The sequence below is a fragment of the Streptomyces sp. NPDC001728 genome (assembly GCF_040297565.1).
Taxonomy (GTDB): domain Bacteria; phylum Actinomycetota; class Actinomycetes; order Streptomycetales; family Streptomycetaceae; genus Streptomyces.
Window position 1 is genome coordinate 40,825 of the sequence record NZ_JBEOZK010000034.1, and the last position, 17,256, is coordinate 58,080.

Consider the following 17,256-nt stretch of genomic DNA (forward strand, 5'->3'; position numbering starts at 1 on the left):
AGGTACGCCGAGGGGCGCGGCCGAGGGTATGGCGGCGGCCGGCGTCCGGGACGGGCTGGGCACACGGAGGTACGCCGAAGGGCGCGGCCGAGGGTATGGCGGCGGCCGGCGTCCGGGACGGGCTGGGGACACGGAGGTACGCCGAAGGGCGCGGCCGCATCATGTGGCCGCGCCTCCGGGATCCGGCGGATCAGGCGAAGAAGCGGTACACCGCCTGCGCCACGCACGCCGGCTTGGCGACGCCGTCGATCTCCACGGTCAGGTCCACGACGACCTCCACCCCGCCCTTGACGTCCTCGACGGACACCACACGGCCGTGCGTACGGATCTTCGAGCCGACGCGCACGGGGGAGGGGAAACGGACCTTGTTCAGGCCGTAGTTGACGGCCATGGACACGCCCTCGACATGGAGCAGCTCGCTCCACATCGGGATGAGCAGCGAGAGCGTCAGGTAGCCGTGGGCGATGGTGCCGCCGAACGGACCGGCCGCCGCGCGCTCCGCGTCGACGTGGATCCACTGGTGGTCGTCGGTGGCGTCGGCGAAGGTGTCGACCCGCGGCTGGGCGATCTCGACCCAGGAGCTGTGGCCGAGGTCGGCGCCCGCCTGGGCCTTGATCTCGTCGATGCCGTGGACGGTGAGAGCCATGGTGGTACTCCTCAGGGGGATGGGGGGACGGGAGGGGATGTCAGGTGTCGCTGCCGTAGCGGGCCCGGATCGGGGCCTTGAGCAGCTTTCCGGTGGCGTTGCGGGGGAGGTCCGGTGCGAGGACGACACTCTTGGGGATCTTGTAGCGCGCGAGCCGGGCCTCCAGATGGGCGATCAGCTCCTCGGCGGTGACGGTCGATCCCGCGCGGGTGACGACGACGGCGCGCCCCACCTCGCCCCACCGGGCGTCGGGCACGCCGATGACGGCCGCCTCGGCGACGTCCGGGTGCCCGAGCAGGGCGTCCTCGATCTCGGCCGGGTAGATGTTCTCCCCGCCCGAGATGATCATGTCCTTGAGCCGGTCGACGAGCCGCACATAGCCGTCCTCGTCGACCGTGGCCACGTCGCCCGACCGGAAGCGCCCCCCGTCGTGGAAGGCCGAGGCGGTCGCGTCCGGAAGGTTCCAGTAGCCCGGGGTCACGTTCGGTCCGGCGACGACGACCTCGCCCTTCTCGCCGGGTCCCGCCTCCTCGCCGGAGGGCAGCAGCACCTCGACGTCGGTGAAGAAGTGCGGTACTCCCGCCGTACCGGCGTGGCTCAGCGAGTCCGCCCGGTCCAGGATCAGGGCGCCCGGCGCGGTCTCCGTCATGCCGTACCCCTGGACGAAGGCGAGGCCCCGGTCCAGATAGGCGTGGGCGGTGCGGGTCGGCACCGGGGCGCCGCCGCAGAGCAGCGTGCGCAGGCTGGTCAGGTCCGCCTCCGCCCACCCGGCGGTCGCCGCCATCGCGTCGAACATCGTCGGCACGCCGAACATGAAGGTCACCCGGTGCTGTGCCACGAGCCGCAGGGTGCGCTCTGCCTCGAAGGACGGCTCCAGAAGGACCGTGCCGCCCTTCAGGAGGATCGGCAGACAGCTCATGTTGAGGGCGCCGGTATGGAAGAGCGGCGCGGCGACCAGGGCCACCTCGTCGCCGGCGAGGTCCGTGTCCACGAGGACGTTGAGGCTGTTCCAGATGATGTTGCCGTGGGTGAGCACGGCGCCCTTGGAGCGGCCGGTGGTACCCGAGGTGTACATGATGAGGCAGACGTCGTCGTGCCCCACCTCCTCGTCGACCGGCTGGGTGGACGAGGCTGCGAGCAGCTCCTCGTACGAGGCCCCCGGCCCGCCGTCCACGGCGAGGACCGTGCCGACAGCGGCCCCCTCCACCAGTTCCCCCACCCGCTCGGGCGACTGCCCGGCGTGCACGAGGACGGTGCTGCCCGAGTCGGTCAGCTGGTGGAGCAGCTCCGGTACGGCGAGCCGGGTGTTGAGCGGTACGAACACCGCCCCCAGCAGGCCGGCCGCGAAGAGCGTCTCCAGGTAGGACGGATGGTTGGGGCCGAGGAACGCCACGCGGTCGCCGTGTCCGATCCCGGCACCCCGCAGGGTGTGGGCCAGCCGGGTGCAGCGGTCGTGGAGTTCGGCGTAGCCGATCGCGCGGCCCTCGTGGAGGAGAGCGGTGCGCCGGGGCGACCTGCGGTCGCGGCGTGCGGGCCACGAGCCGATGCCCTGGTTGCGCATGGTGTGATCCCTCAGCTTCCGGTGATTCCGAGCAGTCTGGCCGCGTTCTCCTTGAGGATCTTCGGACGGACCTCGTCCTTGATCGGGAGCTCCGCGAAGTCGGCCAGCCAGCGGTCGGGTGCGAGCAGCGGGAAGTCGGAACCGAACAGCACCTTGTCCTTCAGGAGGCTGTTGGCGTACCGGACCAGCTGCGGCGGGAAGTACTTCGGCGACCAGCCCGACAGGTCGATGTACACCTGCGGCTTGTGGGTGGCCACCGCGAGCGCCTCGTCCTGCCACGGGAACGACGGGTGGGCGAGGATGATCTTCATCCCGGGGAAGTCCGCGGCGACGTCGTCCACGTCCATCGGGTTGGAGTACTTCAGCCGGATGCCGCCGCCACCGGGAGCGCCCGCGCCGATGCCCGTCTGTCCGGTGTGGAAGACCGCGATCGCGCCGGCCTCCTCGATCGCCTCGTACAGCGGGTACGCCATGCGGTCGTTCGGGTGGAAGGCCTGGATGTTCGGGTGGAACTTGAAGCCCTTGACCCCGAACTCCTCGACGAGCCGACGGATCTGACGGACCGCCGCCTTTCCCTTGTACGGGTCGACCCCGGCGAACGGGATGATCACGTCGGGGTTGGCGAGGGCCGCCTCGGCGATCTCCTCGTTCGGCACCGGCGGGGTGCCGGTGGCGGACTCCGCGTCCACGGTGAAGACCACGCACGCCATCCGGCGCTCGCGGTAGTACGCGGCGATCTCCGGCAGTGTCGGGTGGCGGTGCTCCGCCTTGAAGTACGCGCCCGCCGCGGCGTCGAGCTCGGCGGAGAGCGAGGCCCCGCCCTTCTCGGACACCTCGGCGTGGGTGTGCATGTCGATGGCGACGAGCTCGTCGAGGTTCAGCATGCCGGGTCCCTTCACAGCTTCGGGGCGGGGATGCCGAAGGTCTCGGGGGTGCGGCCGACGGTCGAAGGCCAGGCGGCGGCGATGGCCTCCGCGCTCCAGCCCCCGTCGGCGTAGGCCACCGACACCTCCTGCGGGTGCGACCACAGGGCGAGCTTGTCGCCGCCGATGCCGACGCACTGGCCGGTGATGCCCGCCGAGGCCTCCGAGGCGAGGAAGGTCACCAGACCGGCGACGTCCTCGGGCGTACCGAAGCCCTCACCCTTGCGGAGGCTGTCGGGGAAGGCGATGCCCTCCTGCTCCAGCGCCTCGACGTGCGGGGCGAAGACGGGGATCGTCTTGGTCATCGCGGTCGCGGCGACCGGGATGACGGCGTTCGCGGTGATGCCGGCCTTCGCCAGCTCCATCGCCCAGGTGCGGACCATGGCGGCGATGCCGGCCTTGGCGGCGGCGTAGTTGGTCTGGCCGAAGTTGCCGCGCTGGCCGGCCGGGGAGCCGGCGACCACGATCCGGCCGCCCTCACCCTGGGCCCGCATGCGCTCGACGGCGGCGCGGACGCAGGTGAAGGTGCCGCGCAGGTGCACCTCGACGACGGTGTCGAAGTCGTCGTCGGTCATCTTCCAGAGCACCCGGTCGCGCAGGACGCCGGCGTTGGTGACCATGGCGTCGATGCGGCCGTAGCTGTCGACCGCGCGGGCGACCAGGGCCTCGGCGGCCTCGGTGGAGCCGACCGGCACGACCTCGGCGACGGCGCGGCCACCGTCGGCGGTGATCAGGCGCACGGCGTCGGCGGCGGCCTCGGCGTCCACGTCGTTGACGACCACGGCGGCGCCCGCGGCGGCCAGCGAACGGGCGTAGGCGAGACCGAGTCCGCGGCCGCTGCCGGTGACGACGGCGACCTTGCCGGTGAGGTCCACGCGGGCGGGGCGGGCCGAGAGATCCAGATCAGTCATGAGCGGGGGTCCTTCCGTAGGCCGGGTGCGGGGCGCGCGAGGAGCCGCGGCCAGGAACACGCACCGACGGCGCCAAAGTTAGGCACTTTCTCGTCTGCGGTCAATCAACTGCCGAACATTGATGTTCGAGGCCGGTCTCCGCGCCTACGCTGTCCCCGTGATCCCTCCCCACCCGGAACAGGGACCCGAATCCGGCCCGGAGACGGCCGGACGCGGAGTCCCGCCCCGCCCCCAGTCCCTGATGCTGAGCTTCTTCGGCATCCATGTCCTCGGCACCGGCACCGCCCTGTCCTCGGCGAGCGTCATCGACGCCTTCGCCCGGGTCGAGGTGGGTGAGGACGCCGTCCGCTCGACCCTCACGCGCATGGTCGCCCGGGGTCTGCTCGCCCGGCACCGGCGTGGTCGCAGGATGTACTTCTCGCTCACCGCCCGCGCCGCCCAGGTCCTCGCCGACGGCGAGGAGAGGGTGCGGCGCACGGGCGCCGTCAACGACGACTGGGACGGCACCTGGACCCTGGTCGGCTTCTCGCTGCCCGAATCCTGGCGCCGGGAACGCCACGACCTGCGCTCACGGCTCGTCTGGGCCGGCTTCGGCCCCGTGCAGAGCGGCCTCTGGGTCGCACCCGGCCGCGTCGAGGTCGCCCCCATCGCCGCGGAACTCGGGCTCGGCGACCGTATCAAGGCCTTCCACGGCGAGGCCGCCGCGCCCACCGAGGCCGGGCCCCTGCTCCGTACCGCCTTCGACATCGACGCCATCGCCGGGGAGTACCACGCCTTCCTGGCGCGCTGGGGCGACACCGCCGCCCCGGCCGAGGCCCGGGACGACCTTGGCCGCCTGCTCCTGCTCCACACCGACTGGCTCGACCTGGTCCGGCGCGACCCGCACCTGCCGGCCGAACACCTGCCCGCCGACTGGCCGGCGGTGGGCGCGGAGGCGCTCTTCCGTGAGCTCTCCGGGCGCTACGAGCCGGGGGCCCGGCGGATCGCGGAGGAGATCCTCGACCGCTGGGAGCCGCCGGAGGAGCCCGAGCCGGCAGAGGGGTCCGGGCGGCCGTAGGGGGTCGGGCCGCCGGAGGGGCCGGGGCGTAGCCCCTCCGGTACTTCGCCCGCCGGGGACGAAGCCCCAGGTGGGCGCCCTGACGGCACCCCGTCGGCGGTTCTTATGTCAACACCATTGACCTTGTTGCGTGCGGCGGAGTCTCATATCGGCAATTCGGAGGTTCCCCCTCGCCCGGGGCGCCTCCGCGAAACCGAAGGAACGCCCATGGACCCCCTCGCTTCGCTCCGGGACGCCGACCCCACCCCGTTCTGGCTCGACGACCCCCGCCGCCCACAGCCCGCCCCCGCCCTCGTCGGCGGCACCACGTGCGACCTCCTGGTGGTCGGCGGCGGCTACACCGGACTGTGGACCGCGCTCCGCGCCAAGGAGCGCGACCCCAACACCGACGTGGTCCTCGTCGAGGCGGACGAGGTCGGCGGCGCCGCCTCCGGCCGCAACGGAGGATTCTGTGAGGCGAGCCTCACCCACGGCCTCGAGAACGGCATCCAGCGCTGGCCCGACGAGATCGGCCTCCTGGAGCGGCTCGGCCGCGAGAACCTCCAGGGCATGCAGGACACCCTGGAGCGGTACGGCATCGACTGCGACTGGGAGCGCACCGGCTCCTTCGCCGTGGCCACCGAGCCCCACCAGGTCGAATGGCTCGCGGAGGGGGCCGAGGCCTCCGCCCGCTACGGCGGCAACTCGGTGTTCCTCGACGCCGACGCCGTCCGCGCCGAGATCAACTCCCCGACCTTCCTCGCCGGCCTGTGGAACAAGGACGACGTGGCCATGGTCAACCCGGCCCGACTCGCCTGGGGCCTCAAGCAGGCCTGCCTCGACCTCGGCGTCCGCATCCACGAGCGCACCCCCGCGACCTCGCTCGAAGAACAGGGCGCAGTGGTCACCGTCAAGACCCCCTTCGGGCGGATCACCGCCGGCCGGGTCGCGCTCGCCACCAACGCGTTCCCCTCCCTGCTCCGGCGCCACCGCCTGTACACCGTGCCGGTGTACGACTACGCGCTGATGACCGAGCCGCTCTCGGACGAGCAGCTGGCCGGCATCGGCTGGAAGAACCGCCAGGGCTTCGCGGACAGCGCCAACCACTTCCACTACGTGCGGCTCTCCGCCGACAACCGCATCCTGTGGGGCGGTTACGACGCGATCTACCACTACAGTGGCCGGGTCCGCGCCGAGCACGACCGGCGGCCCGAGACGTTCGCCACCCTCGCGCGGCACTTCTTCACCACCTTCCCGCAGCTCGAAGGCATCCGATTCACCCATTCCTGGGGCGGAGCCATTGACACGAGTACACGTTTCTGCGTTTTCTTTGACACGAGTCACCACGGCAAGGTCGCCTACGCGGCGGGGTTCACCGGCCTCGGCGTCGGCGCCACGCGCTTCGGCGCGGACGTGATGCTCGACCTGCTGTCCGGCGAGAGCACCGAGCGGACCGGACTGGAACTCGTACGCCGCAAGCCCCTGCCGTTCCCGCCCGAGCCGATCCGCTCGGTCGGGATCAACATCACCACCTGGGCCATGACCCGTGCCGACCACAACCAGGGCCGTCGCAACCTCTGGCTGCGCACCCTCGACCGCTTCGGTCTCGGCTTCGACAGCTGAGCGGGCAGCCGCACCGCCCGCTCTTCCTTCCCCTTCGCATCACCCGCGCCGCACCCCGCTCCGGGGCGCGGCGCGGCAGGAGACCCCACATGAACGCACCCGACGTCCGGCCGAACGCACCGGCGACTCCGGAACCGGCCCGCAGCGCCGCGACCGACCGCAGGAGCCTGTTCCGGCTGATGCCCATGCTCACCGTGGCGAACGCCGCGATGTACATGGTCTACATGGGCATCGGGGCCGTTCTCCTCCCGATCCAGGTCGAGCTCGTCGACCCGGCGGACAAGGTCGCCAACTTCGGCCTGGTCTCCGGCGTCTCGGCGATCTTCGCCACGCTCTTCAACCCGCTCGCCGGACTGCTCTCCGACCGTTCGGGGCGGCGCAACCCGTGGATCCTGGGCGGCGGCCTCGCCGCGCTGGGCGCCCTCGCCCTCCTCGGTGCCGCCCGCACCGTCATCCTGGTCACCATCGGCTGGTGTCTGGTCCAGGCGATGATGAACATCTACCAGGCGGCCCTGACCGCCGTCGTCCCCGACCGGGTCCCGGTCGAACGCCGCGGTCTGGCCTCGGCGATGGTCGGCATCGGCACCCCCATCGGCTCCGCCGTCGGCATCTCGGTCGCCGCCCTTTTCGTGCCGGCCGACGTCTCCACGGGCTACCTCTTGATGGGCGCCGTGATCGCCGGCGCCGCCGTCCTCTTCACCGCCGTCGTGCGGGAGGAGCGCCGTCCCGCGGCGGCGCCCGCGCCGCTGCGCGGCCAGCTCGCCGCCTTCGCCCGGACGCTCGGGTCGCACGACTTCCGCTGGGTCTTCATCGGCCGGTTCCTGATGATGCTCGGCTTCTTCTCGGTCGCGCTGTTCCAGCTGTACATCCTCCAGGACCACATCAAGCTTCCCCCGGGCACCAGCCCCACCGAGGCCGTCGCGTTCATCGCGCCCATCGACGCGGGCTGCACCCTGCTCGCCACGGTCCTGGGCGGACTCCTCTCCGACCGCATCGGCCGCCGCAAGCCGATGGTCCTGCTCTCCTCCGCCCTCGCCGGCGTCGCGATGCTGGTGCCCGTGGTGAAGCCCGACTGGACCGGCATGCTGATCTTCACGGTCATCAGCGGCCTGGCCTTCGGCTGCTACATGGCGGTGGACACCGCGCTCGTCACCCTGGTCCTGCCCAGCGCCGAGGATGCCGCCCGCGACATGGGCGTCCTCAACATCGCCAACGCCGGACCGCAGATCCTCGCCCCGTTCCTGGCGTCCATGCTCGTCGCCTCGGTGGGCTACGACGGCCTGTACATCGCGGCCGCGGTGATCACCATGTTCGGCGCCGCCTCAGTCATCCCCATCAAGTCGGTGCGCTGAGCCCCCGAAGGGTGTGCCGGGCCGCCGAGGCCCCTCCCTTCCCCCTCGCTCGCGGCCCCACCGGAGCCGCGACGCCGGGCGGCGCGACCTGACCGAGCGCCGCCCGGCACCCCTCCTGATCGAAGGGACCTCGCGTATGTCCAGGACGATGCGCAGACTCGGCACCGCGGCAGCGGGAGCCGCGGTGCTCGCCGCCATGGGTGTCACCGCGTACGCCACGACGCCCGTGGCCACCGCCCCCTCCCGGCCCGAGGCCGGCGCCACCGGCGCCCGCCCGCTCGCGGGCATGCGGATCCTGATCTCCAACGACGACTCGATGCAGGCCGCGAAGGCGAGCAACTCCGACGGTCTCGGCCTGTACGAGCTCCGCCGCGCGATGTGCGCCGCCGGCGCCGACGTCGTCGTCATGGCCCCCTGGCAGGTCCAGTCCGGCAAGGGCACCGCCGTCACCAACGGCGGCGTCCTCACCGCCCAGCACCGCACCACCCTGCCCGCCGGTTACGAGAACGACTGTGCCGGAGCCCCCGCCCGGGGCGCCGTCTACGGCGTGTGCGTCGCCGACGGCTCCTGCGCCAAGGACTCCCCGAGCGCCACCCCCGCCGACACGGTCAAGCTCGCCCTGCGCGCCGGACTCCGGGCGAAGGCGGGCTGGACCGAGGCCCCCGACCTCGTCCTCACCGGCATCAACTCCGGCCCGAACATCTCCGCGAACGTCAACGACTCCGGCACCGTCGGTGCCGCCGTCGCCGCCATCGACCAGGGCGTCCCCGCACTCGCCTTCTCCTCGGCGGGCGACGAGAGCAACGCGTACTTCCCCCGCGCCAACTACCGTGCCAACGCCGAGTTCGGCGCCGCCTTCGTCGGGGGCCTCCGGCAGCGCGGCCTCCTGACCGCGGACTTCGCGCTCAAGGTCGACTACCCCGACGTGAGCACGGGCCACCCCGCCGGGCCGCCGCGCTGGACGAGCGTCGGCCACGGGCAGGCCGTCTGGCACGCGTACGAGCAGGTCGGCGAGGACTCCTTCGCCATCGGCCTCGGCCTGTGCGACGAGGTGCCCGGCGAGCCGTGCACCGAGACCCGCGCGGACGCCGACTCCACCGCCCTCTTCCGGGACGGCCGGATCTCCGTCACCCCGGTGACCGCCGACCGCACCTACGGCGTCAAGGCACCGGACCCCGCCACGCTGCGGAAGGTCCGCACGTACGTCGAGCACGAGGCTCCCCGCCGCTGACCCCGGACGCCCGCCGGGGGATCTCAGCCGTTCTTCAGGGCGCGGTCGAGCAGGGGGAGCAGCCGCTCCCAGTGGCGCCGCGTCCCGGAGGCGCTGAACGCGTCGGTGTCGGCCATGGTGAAACCGTGGACGGTGTCGGGGTAGACCTCCAGGGTGTGGCGTACCCCCGCGGTCTCCAGGGCCCGGCCGAGCCTCCCGCAGGCCTCGGGCGACAGGTCGTTCACCGCGAGCCCGAAGTGCACCTCGGCGGTCACCTTCGGGGCGAGCAGATGCGGGCTGTCGGGTCCGTCGGTCACCAGGGTGCCGGGATGGAACCCGGCGACGGCGGCCACCCTGTCCGGGTGCGCCGCCGCCGTGCGCAGCGCGAGGACGGCGCCCATGCAGTAGCCGGTCACGGCGACCGGTCCGGCGTCGACCTCGGGCCGCGAGGCGAGGAACCCGAGGTAGGCGTCGGCGTCGCGCAGGACACGCTCGGTGGTGTGCGCCTCGACGAGCGGCGTCAGCCTGGCGAACACCTCGGGCCTGGACTCCGTCGAGATGTACGCGGGAATCCCGGCCACCGGCGCCGGGCCGTGCCGGTAGTAGAGGTTGGGGGCGAGGACGTAGTACCCGTGCCCGGCCAGTTCGCGGGCGATCGTCTCGATCGCCGGCCGCAGACCGATGGCGTCCGGGTACAGCAGCACCCCGGGCCGGCGCCCGCCGCCTTCGGGGAAGGCGACGAAGGCGTCGGCCTCGCCGTCGGGCATGGGAATCCGCAGCGTCTCAGTGTGCATGGGGTACGTCCTTCCGGGGCTCACGCCAGTAGATCACCGGGCAGGAGGCCGCGACCAGCGGGTTCAGGACCGGGGTGGACGAGAACAAGCCGTCGGGTACGGCCTGTTCCCGCTGCCGGCCGACCCGCACCGCCGTCGGCCGGCACGACCCCGCCCCCGGCTCACGGCAGGCTCAGGGCCACCGCCGCGCAGTGTCCCGAAGGGACGACGACATCGGTGAGGGACCAGCCGGGCGGCGCGGCGGGTACCGGCCCCGAACCGACGTAGTCCGCGGCCGGATCCTCGGACAGACCCACCCCCAGGCCCTTCAGATACGCCTCCTTGCGCGTCCACACCCGGGTGAAGGCGAGGGCGCGTTCGGCCTCGGGCAGCGCGGCGAGTTCCGCCGCCTCCCGGGGGTGCAGGACGTCGGCGGTCTCGGCGACCGTCGCCGGCGGCGGCACCGCCTCCACGTCCACGCCCACCGGGCTGGTCGCGAAGGCGAGCAGGCTCAACCCCTCGCAGTGGGAGAGCGAGAAGTGCAGCGCGTCCCCCGGCAGCACCGGCCGGCCGTGCGGCTCCCCGCACCCCGGGCACGGCGCGCGCGAGACGGTCACCGCACGGGGCGCGAGGCCGAGGTACGCGCCCAGGAGCCGGCGCAGCCCCACATGGGCGCAGAGATACGCGTCCCGGTCCGCCTCCCGCAGGAACTCCGCCGCACGCGCCAGTTCCTGACGGTCCAGCAGGGACGGGGCGTACCGCGCGGCGGTGACCCGGTGGGCCGCCGTGTCGACCAGCCACACCTGCGGCGTGCCCGCCACCGGCGAGGAGGCCGGCGGCGGAGCCACGTACACGGCGGCCAGCGAGGCGGGTGCCAGCGCGGGCGCGGCGGCGAGCGGGGACGGCGGGGGCTTCGGAGGCGAAGTGGTGATCAGTTCGGTCATGGCGTCCTCACACCGTGGCGGGGGAGTCGTCGGGAACGGGAACGGCGGCGGCCGGAACGTCCGCCGAGGCCGGGGCGCGCAGCGCGAACAGCGCGAAGACCGGGGAGAGCACGGCCACCGCCCCGCAGAGCAGCCAGGTCCGCTGGACCCCGAGGCCCAGCGAGACCGTGCTGAACAGGGCGATGGACACCGGCGCCGTACCGATGCCGGCCAGCGCGAGGGTGGACATCGCCGCCCCCATGTGGCCCTCGGGCGACGCCTGCTGATAGACCGTCACGATCGCCGGACCGTTCAGCCCGGACAGCAGACCCACCCCTGCGGCCACCGCCGCCAGCGTGACCACGGACGGCATCAGGGCCATCACCACGATGCCCACGGCCAGGCCCGCGCCGCTCACCACCAGGCGCGCGAACAGCGGGATGCGGTGCGCGAAGACCGCGCCGAGCGCGCTCGAAGCGAGCGCCCCCGCCCCGAAACAGGCGAGGACGCCACCGACCGCGGCGACCCCCCAGCCGTGATCGGTCACGAGCAGAGGCAGCGCCACCTCGGCCGGCCAGCTGAAGGCCAGGTCCATGGTGAAGGAGGCCAGGAACATCCAGCGCAGCCGGGGATGCGCCGCGAGCAGCCGGAAACCGTCACCGGAACGCTTCACCAGCGACACCCCGGGCTCCCGGCGCGGCCGGGTGAAGCCCCGGGTGACGTACGAGGCGCACCCCAGCCAGACGGCGCAGCTTCCCGCGGCCACCGCGAGCGCCACCCACAGGTGCCCCACGGTGATGAGCCACGCCCCGGCGGGCGCGCCGGCGATCGGGGCGACCCGGAGCACCATCCCGTACAGCGAATTGGCGCGGGCCAGGTGCTCGCGGGCGGCGAAGTGCGGCAGGAGCACCCCGGACGCGGGACCGGTCAGACCGAGCAGCGACCCCTCGACCACGGCGACGAGCGCGAGCGGCCAGAGCCGGTCGGTCCCGGCCACCACCAGGGCGCCGGCCGCGAGGACCGCCACGCGCGCCGACGTGGCCCGCAGAATGATGATCCGGGGACCGAGGACGTCCGCGACGGCGCCCCCGAAGATCAGCATCAGGGCCCGGGGGACGGTCGCCGCCAGCATGAGGAGGGTGACGGCCCGGGTGCCCCCGAGCTGGACGGCGGTCCAGTTCATGGCGATGAGCAGGGCGAAACTGCCGCCCTGGACCGCGGCCTGGCCGCCCACGAGGGCGCCCACCTTGCCCCAGTGCACGGTCGCCGGGGATGTCGTGGCCATGGGTGCTCTTTCTCTCGGTGTCAGGCGGTCTTCGGGAAAGGGGAGGGACTGGAGGAGTGGCATGGGTGCGGGTGCGGGTGCGGGTGCGGATGGCGGCGGCGGCGGCGGTGGTGCGGGTCCGGGTACGGGTGCGGCCCCGCCCCCCTGCGTTTCAGCCGCGCGGGCGGACCCTCAGCCGGGCCGTTCCCGGGCCGCCGCGCAGCGCCGAGGCCACGGCGAGCGCCGCCACCCTCTCCTCCGCGGCGACCAGCGCCGCCGCCTGCCGGGCCGTGCGCGGCGCGGGCCCCCTGGTACGCAGCTCGAGACGGCCCCCCAGATAGCCCCGGCCCGCCGCGCGGAGGGCCCGCCCGGCGGCGGCGCGGGCCGGTCCGGCGCGCTCGGGGCGCACGGTGACCACGGGCAGCTCGGAGAGCGCGAACCGCGCGCACACGGTGCCGAGCCCCGCGTCGCCGCCGCCCCCCGTCCCCCTCGCAGTGCCGCCGGAGCCGGGGTTCCCGCCGGGCCGTCGGCTCCCCGGCCCGCGGCCGTCGCCGCCGGGACACGGTGTTCCCGGCGCGGTCATGACGGGCCTCCGGAGCCGCCCGCGTCCAGCGACGCCGGGACCGGAACGTCCGCTCCGGGGGCGGCGAACGGGCCGCCGGGCCACCAGAGGTCCTCCGGCGCGAGGGCGTCCGCCGCGTACTTGCCGAGGGCGCTCACCAGCAGGCGGGTCTCCAGGGCCAGCGCCTCGGCCAGACGGACGAGACCGTTCTCGGGGTCCTCGTCCACCGCGATCAGCGCCGCCCGGCCGAGGCCCACCGCGCGGGCGCCGAGGGCGAGCGCGCGTACCGCCCTGCCGCCCTCCCACATGCGGCCGGTGGCCAGCAGGCACCCGTGGGCGCCCTCGGGGCGCCCGCCCGAGGCGGCGACCAGCCGCAGGCAGTCCGCCAGGCTCAGACCGACCTGGTCCAGGAAGACCCGGGGGGCCCAGCCGGTCCCGCCCTCGGCGCCGTCGACGGTGACGGCGTCCGCGCCGGCCCGCCAGGCGGTCGCCGCCGCGCGGGCCACGTCACGGCCCGGGTGGAACTTCACCCAGGTGCGGGCCTTGGGGAAGTTGTTCCGCATGAACCGCAGTTGCTGGCGGACGATCTCCTCGGTGAAGGTGCCGGGAGTGGCGCACCGCAGCCGATGGCCGTCACCGTCCCTGTCGTCACCGAGCACGTCGCGGACCGTGAACCGGCCGGCGAGACGCTCGGCGTCGGCCCGGCCGACGACGGTCATCCCGCCCAGGCCCGGCTTGGCTCCCTGGCCGGTCTTCAGCTCGAAGGCGAGCCGCCCCGAATCGAGCAGCGGGCGGGTCCCCGGGTCGCTGTAGACCAGGTTCCACACCTCCGAGTCGGCGTCCTCGGTGGACTGCTGGACCACCACCCCGCCGACCCCGTCGGCCACGCACTCCGTGTACGCGGCGATCCGGGCGAGCAGCGCCGAGCGCACGCCATCCCCCGCACCCCGCCGGTAGCCGTGCACCGGCACCATGTTCTCGCCGATCACCATCGGGATGCCGAGCCGCGCCGCCTGCCGGCTCGCGGCCACGCCCAGATCACCGCTGCCCGCCCTGGTGGAGCCGAACGCCGACAGGAACAGCGGGAGTTCACTGGTGAACCCGCCCACGTCGGTACGCAGCTCCACGTCGTCGTGGCCCGGTTCCCGGCCCAGCTCGATCAGCTTCTCCAGCCGCCGGGGCATGAACACCGGCGGGGCGACCCGCGCCCGGTCCAAGGCGTCCGGCGGCGGAGCCGCGAGCCCCGCACCGGCCTGTCCGTCCGCCGGGTCGCCGCCGGTCTGGCCGTACAGCTCCTCGCCGTAGCCGCCCGCGGGAGGGAACACCTCCGCGGTGCCGTTCCTGGCCCGCGCGCGCACCGCGCCCTCGGGGAAGCCCGCCGCCCGCAGCCCGCTCACGGAGCCACCACCCCGGGGAGCTTCGGGTAGGCGCTGACCTGCCAGAGCGAGTCGAGCCCGGTGAGGAAGCGGACGAGCCGCTGGAGGCCCATGCCGAAGCCGGCGCTGGCCGGGATGCCCTCGCGGGCCAGGTCCAGGTACCAGGCGTACTTGGCCGGGTTCTCACCGCTCTCGCGCATCCGGGTGACGATCGTGGCGTAGTCGGCCTCGCGCTCGCTGCCGCTCACCAGCTCGCCGTAGCCGCCGTGCGCGAGCAGGTCGAAGTTCCGCAGCACGCCCGGGTTCTGGGGGTCCTCGCGGTCGTAGAAGCCGCGCGAGCCCTTGGGGTAGTCGTTGACGAAGAAGGGCCGGTCGGCCTCCAGGGAGAGGATGCGCTCGCCCGTCCAGTCGATCTCGGCGTCCGGGCTCTGCGGATGCCCGCCGTTGACCAGGCGGGTGACGGCCTCCTCGTGGCTGCACGAGTCGAACTTGCCGGTACGCAGTTCGGCGAAGTCCAGTTCTTCCCGGCCGAGTTCGGCCAGAACCTCGGGAAGGGCCGTCCATACGTGCTCGACGATGTGGGTGAGCATCCCGGCGGCCACGTCCTGCGCGTCCTCCCGGCTCGCCCCGGCGATCTCCACGTCGATCTGGTGGAACTCGACCAGGTGCCGTCCCGTCGATGCGGTCTCCTCGGGCTCCACACGGACGTTGGGCGCGATGTAGAAGAGCTTCGGGAAACCGTGCAGCGAGGCCTGCTTGTAGAGGATCGCGCTGGTCATCAGCTTGTACGGGTGCCCGTAGTAGTCCACGTCCAGGGCCTTCGCACCCCGCCCGCCCGGGTCCGTGACCGGCCCGACCAGCGGCGGCAGCAGCTCGGTGAACCCCTCGCCGCGCAGGAACTCCCGCGCCGAGTAAAGGGCTTCCTGCTGGACCAGCATGGCGGCGCGCAACTGGGGCGAACGCAGGTGCTCGCCGAGGGGCGGCGGCGACTGGGGGGCGGGGGAGAGGAGGGGGGTGGACTGTTCCATGGGACGACTCCGTTCGGATGGGCAAGCGGTGAGGTGAGGTGCGCTTCGGTTCGCTCGGGGTGGGGCGGGTCGGCTCGGGGCGGTGCGAGACGGGTTCAGCGGCAGCCGGCCGTGTCGTCGCGCGCCGTGTCGAAGCGGGCGGCCACCCCGTGGAGGGCCCTGAGCAGCCCCTCCGAGGTGAGCGCCGACCGGGCGCCGGCGACCAGCGAGGGCGCCACCGGCATGGCCCCCGCGTCCGACCAGCGCAGCCGGCCGCTGTCGTCGACGAAGCTGCGGGACCGGCCCGCGTTGTCGGGGTGCAGGCAGTAGGGGACGTCGAGGTGGCCACGGGCGAAGGCGGTCCGCAGCGCCCGGCCGAGGTCGGCGTCGAGATCGAGGACCCCTTCGACGAACGCGCGGGCCTCCGCGTACACCTCGCTGTCGGCCCCGTCCGGCCCGCCGGAGGGCGGGGTGCCCCCGGCGGGGTGCTCCGTCAGGACGGCCGTGGACGCGGCCGTCTCCAGCGCGCGGACGTTCTCGTCGACGGTCGGGATGCGATGCGCCTCGGCCGCCGTCTTCACGATCAGCCGGTGCGCCCCGGAGCGGACGGCGAGCCGGGCGGAGGCCTCGAGGAGCCGGGTCGCCCCGTGCGCGGTCCGGGGGAACACCCCCATGTACGTGTAGAGCACCACGTGCCGGTCCACCTCGGCGGGGAGGAACTCCGCGGCGAGCCTGCGCAGCGCCCGTACCGCCTCCTCGTCCTGGACCGGATCGGTCTGCTGGGCGTAGCTCAGCGAGACGCTGCGGATGCCGTGCCGGGCGAAGAACAGCCCCTCCAGGAGGCTGAGTGCCACGAGCAGCCCCGGCGGGCACAACTGGCCGAGCATGCAGCCGCCGAAGGTCTCCAGGTGGGGCACCCGGGGTTCCGGGACGAGGGACGCGAGCAGCTCGCAGCCGCGCGCCCAGTTGTCGACCGACTCGGCGAGCGGGGTGCGCCCGTAGGGCAGGCAGTACGAGACCGGTCCGCCCTCCGTGGCGTCCAGACCCGCCGCCGCCAGCGCGCGGATGATCGCCTCCGGGCGCGAGGAGCCGTGCCGGACCTGGACGGGAAAGCTCGCGTCGAGCAGCCCGTCGAGGAGGTCGCGGGTCAGCGCCGTCGGGTGGCTGGCGATCGGGTAGCCGTTGAGCGGCAGCCCCTCGGCCAGGGAGGCGCGGGCGCCCGCCGCGTCGCCCACCCGTGTGTAGCTGTCGATGGTGAGGGTGCCCACGGTGGTCGCCGCGGCGGCCTTGGTGCGCTCCAGACCCGCCCGCATCAGATGCGGGTCGCTGAAGCCCATCCGGGGCTGGACCACGAGCCGGCCGTCGGCGGCGGCTGCCGCCACGAACGCCCCGAAGGAGCGGGCGGCGGGCACACCCGGGGTGTCGCCCGGACCGGCCGTTCCCCTCCGGGCGGACGGGGTCAGGATGCCGCTGGTCATGCCGTGACCCGCAGGGCCAGGGAGCGGTCCAGACCGGACACGAGGGTGCGGAGCCCGGCGACGTCCCCGTCGTCGAACACCGCCTCGCAGCCCGCTTCGAGGAGGCGGGCCGCCCGCTCGGGGTCCCGGGTGCCGGCGACCCCGAGCTTGCCGCCGATGACGACGGGCGTCGTGCCGAGGCCGGGCTCGGTGCGCAGCCGGCGCACGGCCGAGAGGCCGTCACGGTAGCCGTGCCCATTGACGCTGCTGATGACCACCAGGCCGGGCGTGTGCGTGTGGCACGCGGCGGCCAGGCGGTCGTCCGTCACACACGGGCCGATGTTGACGACCCGGTGCCCGAGCTCCTCCAGGAGGAGCTGCAGATAGACCAGATTCCATGTGTGGGAATCGGATGCGGTGCCGGTCAGCAGAATCTTCATGGCTTCACCCTAGAATTCGAAAAGCGGTGCCAGGGGAAGTTGGAGCGGCAGATTCGCGGCAGTGACCCGAAGTCGTGAAGAGGGAAGGGCCGGGCCCCGCGGATTCCCGCGGGGAAGACGGTGCGCTGGGGAATCCTTGCCACGGGCGGCATCGCGGAGCGGTTCACGGCGGACCTGCTGACGCTGGAGGAC

At 73.5% G+C, this 17,256-nt stretch carries 16 protein-coding genes; 4 read left to right on the forward strand and 12 right to left on the reverse strand.

Features of this window, described 5'->3' with window-relative positions:
• Positions 1-190 precede the first annotated feature (190 nt).
• The 4 genes from ABT154_RS32845 to ABT154_RS32860 are packed head-to-tail and all read right to left on the reverse strand — an operon-like array spanning position 191 to position 4,041.
• The gene (locus ABT154_RS32845) at positions 191-646 is read right to left on the reverse strand and encodes a MaoC family dehydratase (RefSeq protein WP_351861881.1); all 456 of its coding nucleotides are present in this window, start codon (positions 644-646) and stop codon (positions 191-193) included.
• A 40-nt stretch (positions 647-686) separates the two neighbouring features.
• Positions 687-2,207, reverse strand: a complete 1,521-nt coding sequence (locus tag ABT154_RS32850) for an acyl-CoA synthetase (RefSeq protein WP_351861882.1) — start codon at positions 2,205-2,207, stop codon at positions 687-689.
• A gap of 11 nt (positions 2,208-2,218) precedes the next feature.
• Entirely contained in the window at positions 2,219-3,091 is an 873-nt protein-coding gene (locus ABT154_RS32855; protein ID WP_351861884.1) for an amidohydrolase family protein, read from the reverse strand.
• An 11-nt stretch (positions 3,092-3,102) separates the two neighbouring features.
• Positions 3,103-4,041, reverse strand: a complete 939-nt coding sequence (locus ABT154_RS32860; RefSeq protein WP_351861886.1) for an SDR family NAD(P)-dependent oxidoreductase — start codon at positions 4,039-4,041, stop codon at positions 3,103-3,105.
• Positions 4,042-4,198: 157 nt separating this feature from the next.
• Here ABT154_RS32860 and ABT154_RS32865 point away from each other — a divergent pair, with 157 nt between their 5' ends.
• The 4 genes from ABT154_RS32865 (at position 4,199) to surE (ending at position 9,283) form a co-directional block, all read left to right on the forward strand.
• Positions 4,199-5,098 carry a PaaX family transcriptional regulator gene (locus tag ABT154_RS32865; protein ID WP_351861888.1) on the forward strand — a complete coding sequence of 300 codons (900 nt, stop codon included), beginning with the start codon at positions 4,199-4,201 and terminating at the stop codon, positions 5,096-5,098.
• Between the two features lie 207 nt (positions 5,099-5,305).
• Positions 5,306-6,700, forward strand: a complete 1,395-nt coding sequence (locus tag ABT154_RS32870; RefSeq protein ID WP_351861890.1) for an NAD(P)/FAD-dependent oxidoreductase — start codon at positions 5,306-5,308, stop codon at positions 6,698-6,700.
• 89 nt (positions 6,701-6,789) lie between these two features.
• A complete protein-coding gene (locus ABT154_RS32875) occupies positions 6,790-8,052 on the forward strand; it encodes an MFS transporter (RefSeq protein WP_351861892.1) in 1,263 nt (420 codons plus the stop codon).
• A gap of 136 nt (positions 8,053-8,188) precedes the next feature.
• Positions 8,189-9,283: a 5'/3'-nucleotidase SurE gene (gene surE / locus ABT154_RS32880; protein WP_351861893.1), complete on the forward strand. Its 1,095-nt coding sequence runs from the start codon at positions 8,189-8,191 to the stop codon at positions 9,281-9,283.
• A 23-nt stretch (positions 9,284-9,306) separates the two neighbouring features.
• Here surE and ABT154_RS32885 read toward each other — a convergent pair whose 3' ends face one another.
• From ABT154_RS32885 to ABT154_RS32920, 8 genes are all read right to left on the reverse strand, one after another.
• Complete coding sequence (locus ABT154_RS32885) at positions 9,307-10,056, reverse strand: dienelactone hydrolase family protein (RefSeq protein WP_351861895.1); 750 nt, start codon at positions 10,054-10,056, stop codon at positions 9,307-9,309.
• A 161-nt stretch (positions 10,057-10,217) separates the two neighbouring features.
• On the reverse strand, positions 10,218-10,979 hold the full coding sequence (locus ABT154_RS32890; RefSeq protein ID WP_351861897.1) for a 4'-phosphopantetheinyl transferase family protein: 762 nt from the start codon (positions 10,977-10,979) through the stop codon (positions 10,218-10,220).
• Positions 10,980-10,986: 7 nt separating this feature from the next.
• Positions 10,987-12,243, reverse strand: a complete 1,257-nt coding sequence (locus tag ABT154_RS32895; RefSeq protein WP_351861899.1) for an MFS transporter — start codon at positions 12,241-12,243, stop codon at positions 10,987-10,989.
• 151 nt (positions 12,244-12,394) lie between these two features.
• Entirely contained in the window at positions 12,395-12,673 is a 279-nt protein-coding gene (locus ABT154_RS32900) for a hypothetical protein (RefSeq protein WP_351861900.1), read from the reverse strand.
• 128 nt (positions 12,674-12,801) lie between these two features.
• Positions 12,802-14,181, reverse strand: coding sequence for a glutamate synthase-related protein (locus ABT154_RS32905; protein ID WP_351861902.1), 1,380 nt, complete (start codon positions 14,179-14,181; stop codon positions 12,802-12,804).
• A complete protein-coding gene (locus tag ABT154_RS32910) occupies positions 14,178-15,188 on the reverse strand; it encodes an asparagine synthetase A (protein ID WP_351861904.1) in 1,011 nt (336 codons plus the stop codon). Before ABT154_RS32910 ends, ABT154_RS32905 begins: the two co-directional genes overlap by 4 nt.
• Before the next feature lie 95 nt (positions 15,189-15,283).
• A complete protein-coding gene (locus tag ABT154_RS32915; RefSeq protein ID WP_351861906.1) occupies positions 15,284-16,645 on the reverse strand; it encodes a methylaspartate mutase in 1,362 nt (453 codons plus the stop codon).
• Positions 16,642-17,064, reverse strand: coding sequence for a cobalamin B12-binding domain-containing protein (locus ABT154_RS32920; protein WP_351861908.1), 423 nt, complete (start codon positions 17,062-17,064; stop codon positions 16,642-16,644). The genes ABT154_RS32915 and ABT154_RS32920 overlap by 4 nt, the downstream gene beginning before the upstream one ends.
• Positions 17,065-17,256 lie beyond the last annotated feature (192 nt).

Excerpts from the sequence above, each read along its gene's own strand:
- ABT154_RS32910 (WP_351861904.1), bottom strand. The coding sequence starts at position 15,188 with ATGGAACAGTCCACCCCCCTCCTCTCCCCCGCCCCCCAGTCGCCGCCG.
- ABT154_RS32870 (WP_351861890.1), top strand. The coding sequence starts at position 5,306 with ATGGACCCCCTCGCTTCGCTCCGGGACGCCGACCCCACCCCGTTCTGG.
- ABT154_RS32850 (WP_351861882.1), bottom strand. The coding sequence starts at position 2,207 with ATGCGCAACCAGGGCATCGGCTCGTGGCCCGCACGCCGCGACCGCAGG.
- ABT154_RS32890 (WP_351861897.1), bottom strand. The coding sequence starts at position 10,979 with ATGACCGAACTGATCACCACTTCGCCTCCGAAGCCCCCGCCGTCCCCG.
- surE (WP_351861893.1), top strand. The coding sequence starts at position 8,189 with ATGTCCAGGACGATGCGCAGACTCGGCACCGCGGCAGCGGGAGCCGCG.
- ABT154_RS32915 (WP_351861906.1), bottom strand. The coding sequence starts at position 16,645 with ATGACCAGCGGCATCCTGACCCCGTCCGCCCGGAGGGGAACGGCCGGT.
- ABT154_RS32875 (WP_351861892.1), top strand. The coding sequence starts at position 6,790 with ATGAACGCACCCGACGTCCGGCCGAACGCACCGGCGACTCCGGAACCG.
- ABT154_RS32845 (WP_351861881.1), bottom strand. The coding sequence starts at position 646 with ATGGCTCTCACCGTCCACGGCATCGACGAGATCAAGGCCCAGGCGGGC.
- ABT154_RS32920 (WP_351861908.1), bottom strand. The coding sequence starts at position 17,064 with ATGAAGATTCTGCTGACCGGCACCGCATCCGATTCCCACACATGGAAT.
- ABT154_RS32885 (WP_351861895.1), bottom strand. The coding sequence starts at position 10,056 with ATGCACACTGAGACGCTGCGGATTCCCATGCCCGACGGCGAGGCCGAC.
- ABT154_RS32860 (WP_351861886.1), bottom strand. The coding sequence starts at position 4,041 with ATGACTGATCTGGATCTCTCGGCCCGCCCCGCCCGCGTGGACCTCACC.
- ABT154_RS32895 (WP_351861899.1), bottom strand. The coding sequence starts at position 12,243 with ATGGCCACGACATCCCCGGCGACCGTGCACTGGGGCAAGGTGGGCGCC.
- ABT154_RS32855 (WP_351861884.1), bottom strand. The coding sequence starts at position 3,091 with ATGCTGAACCTCGACGAGCTCGTCGCCATCGACATGCACACCCACGCC.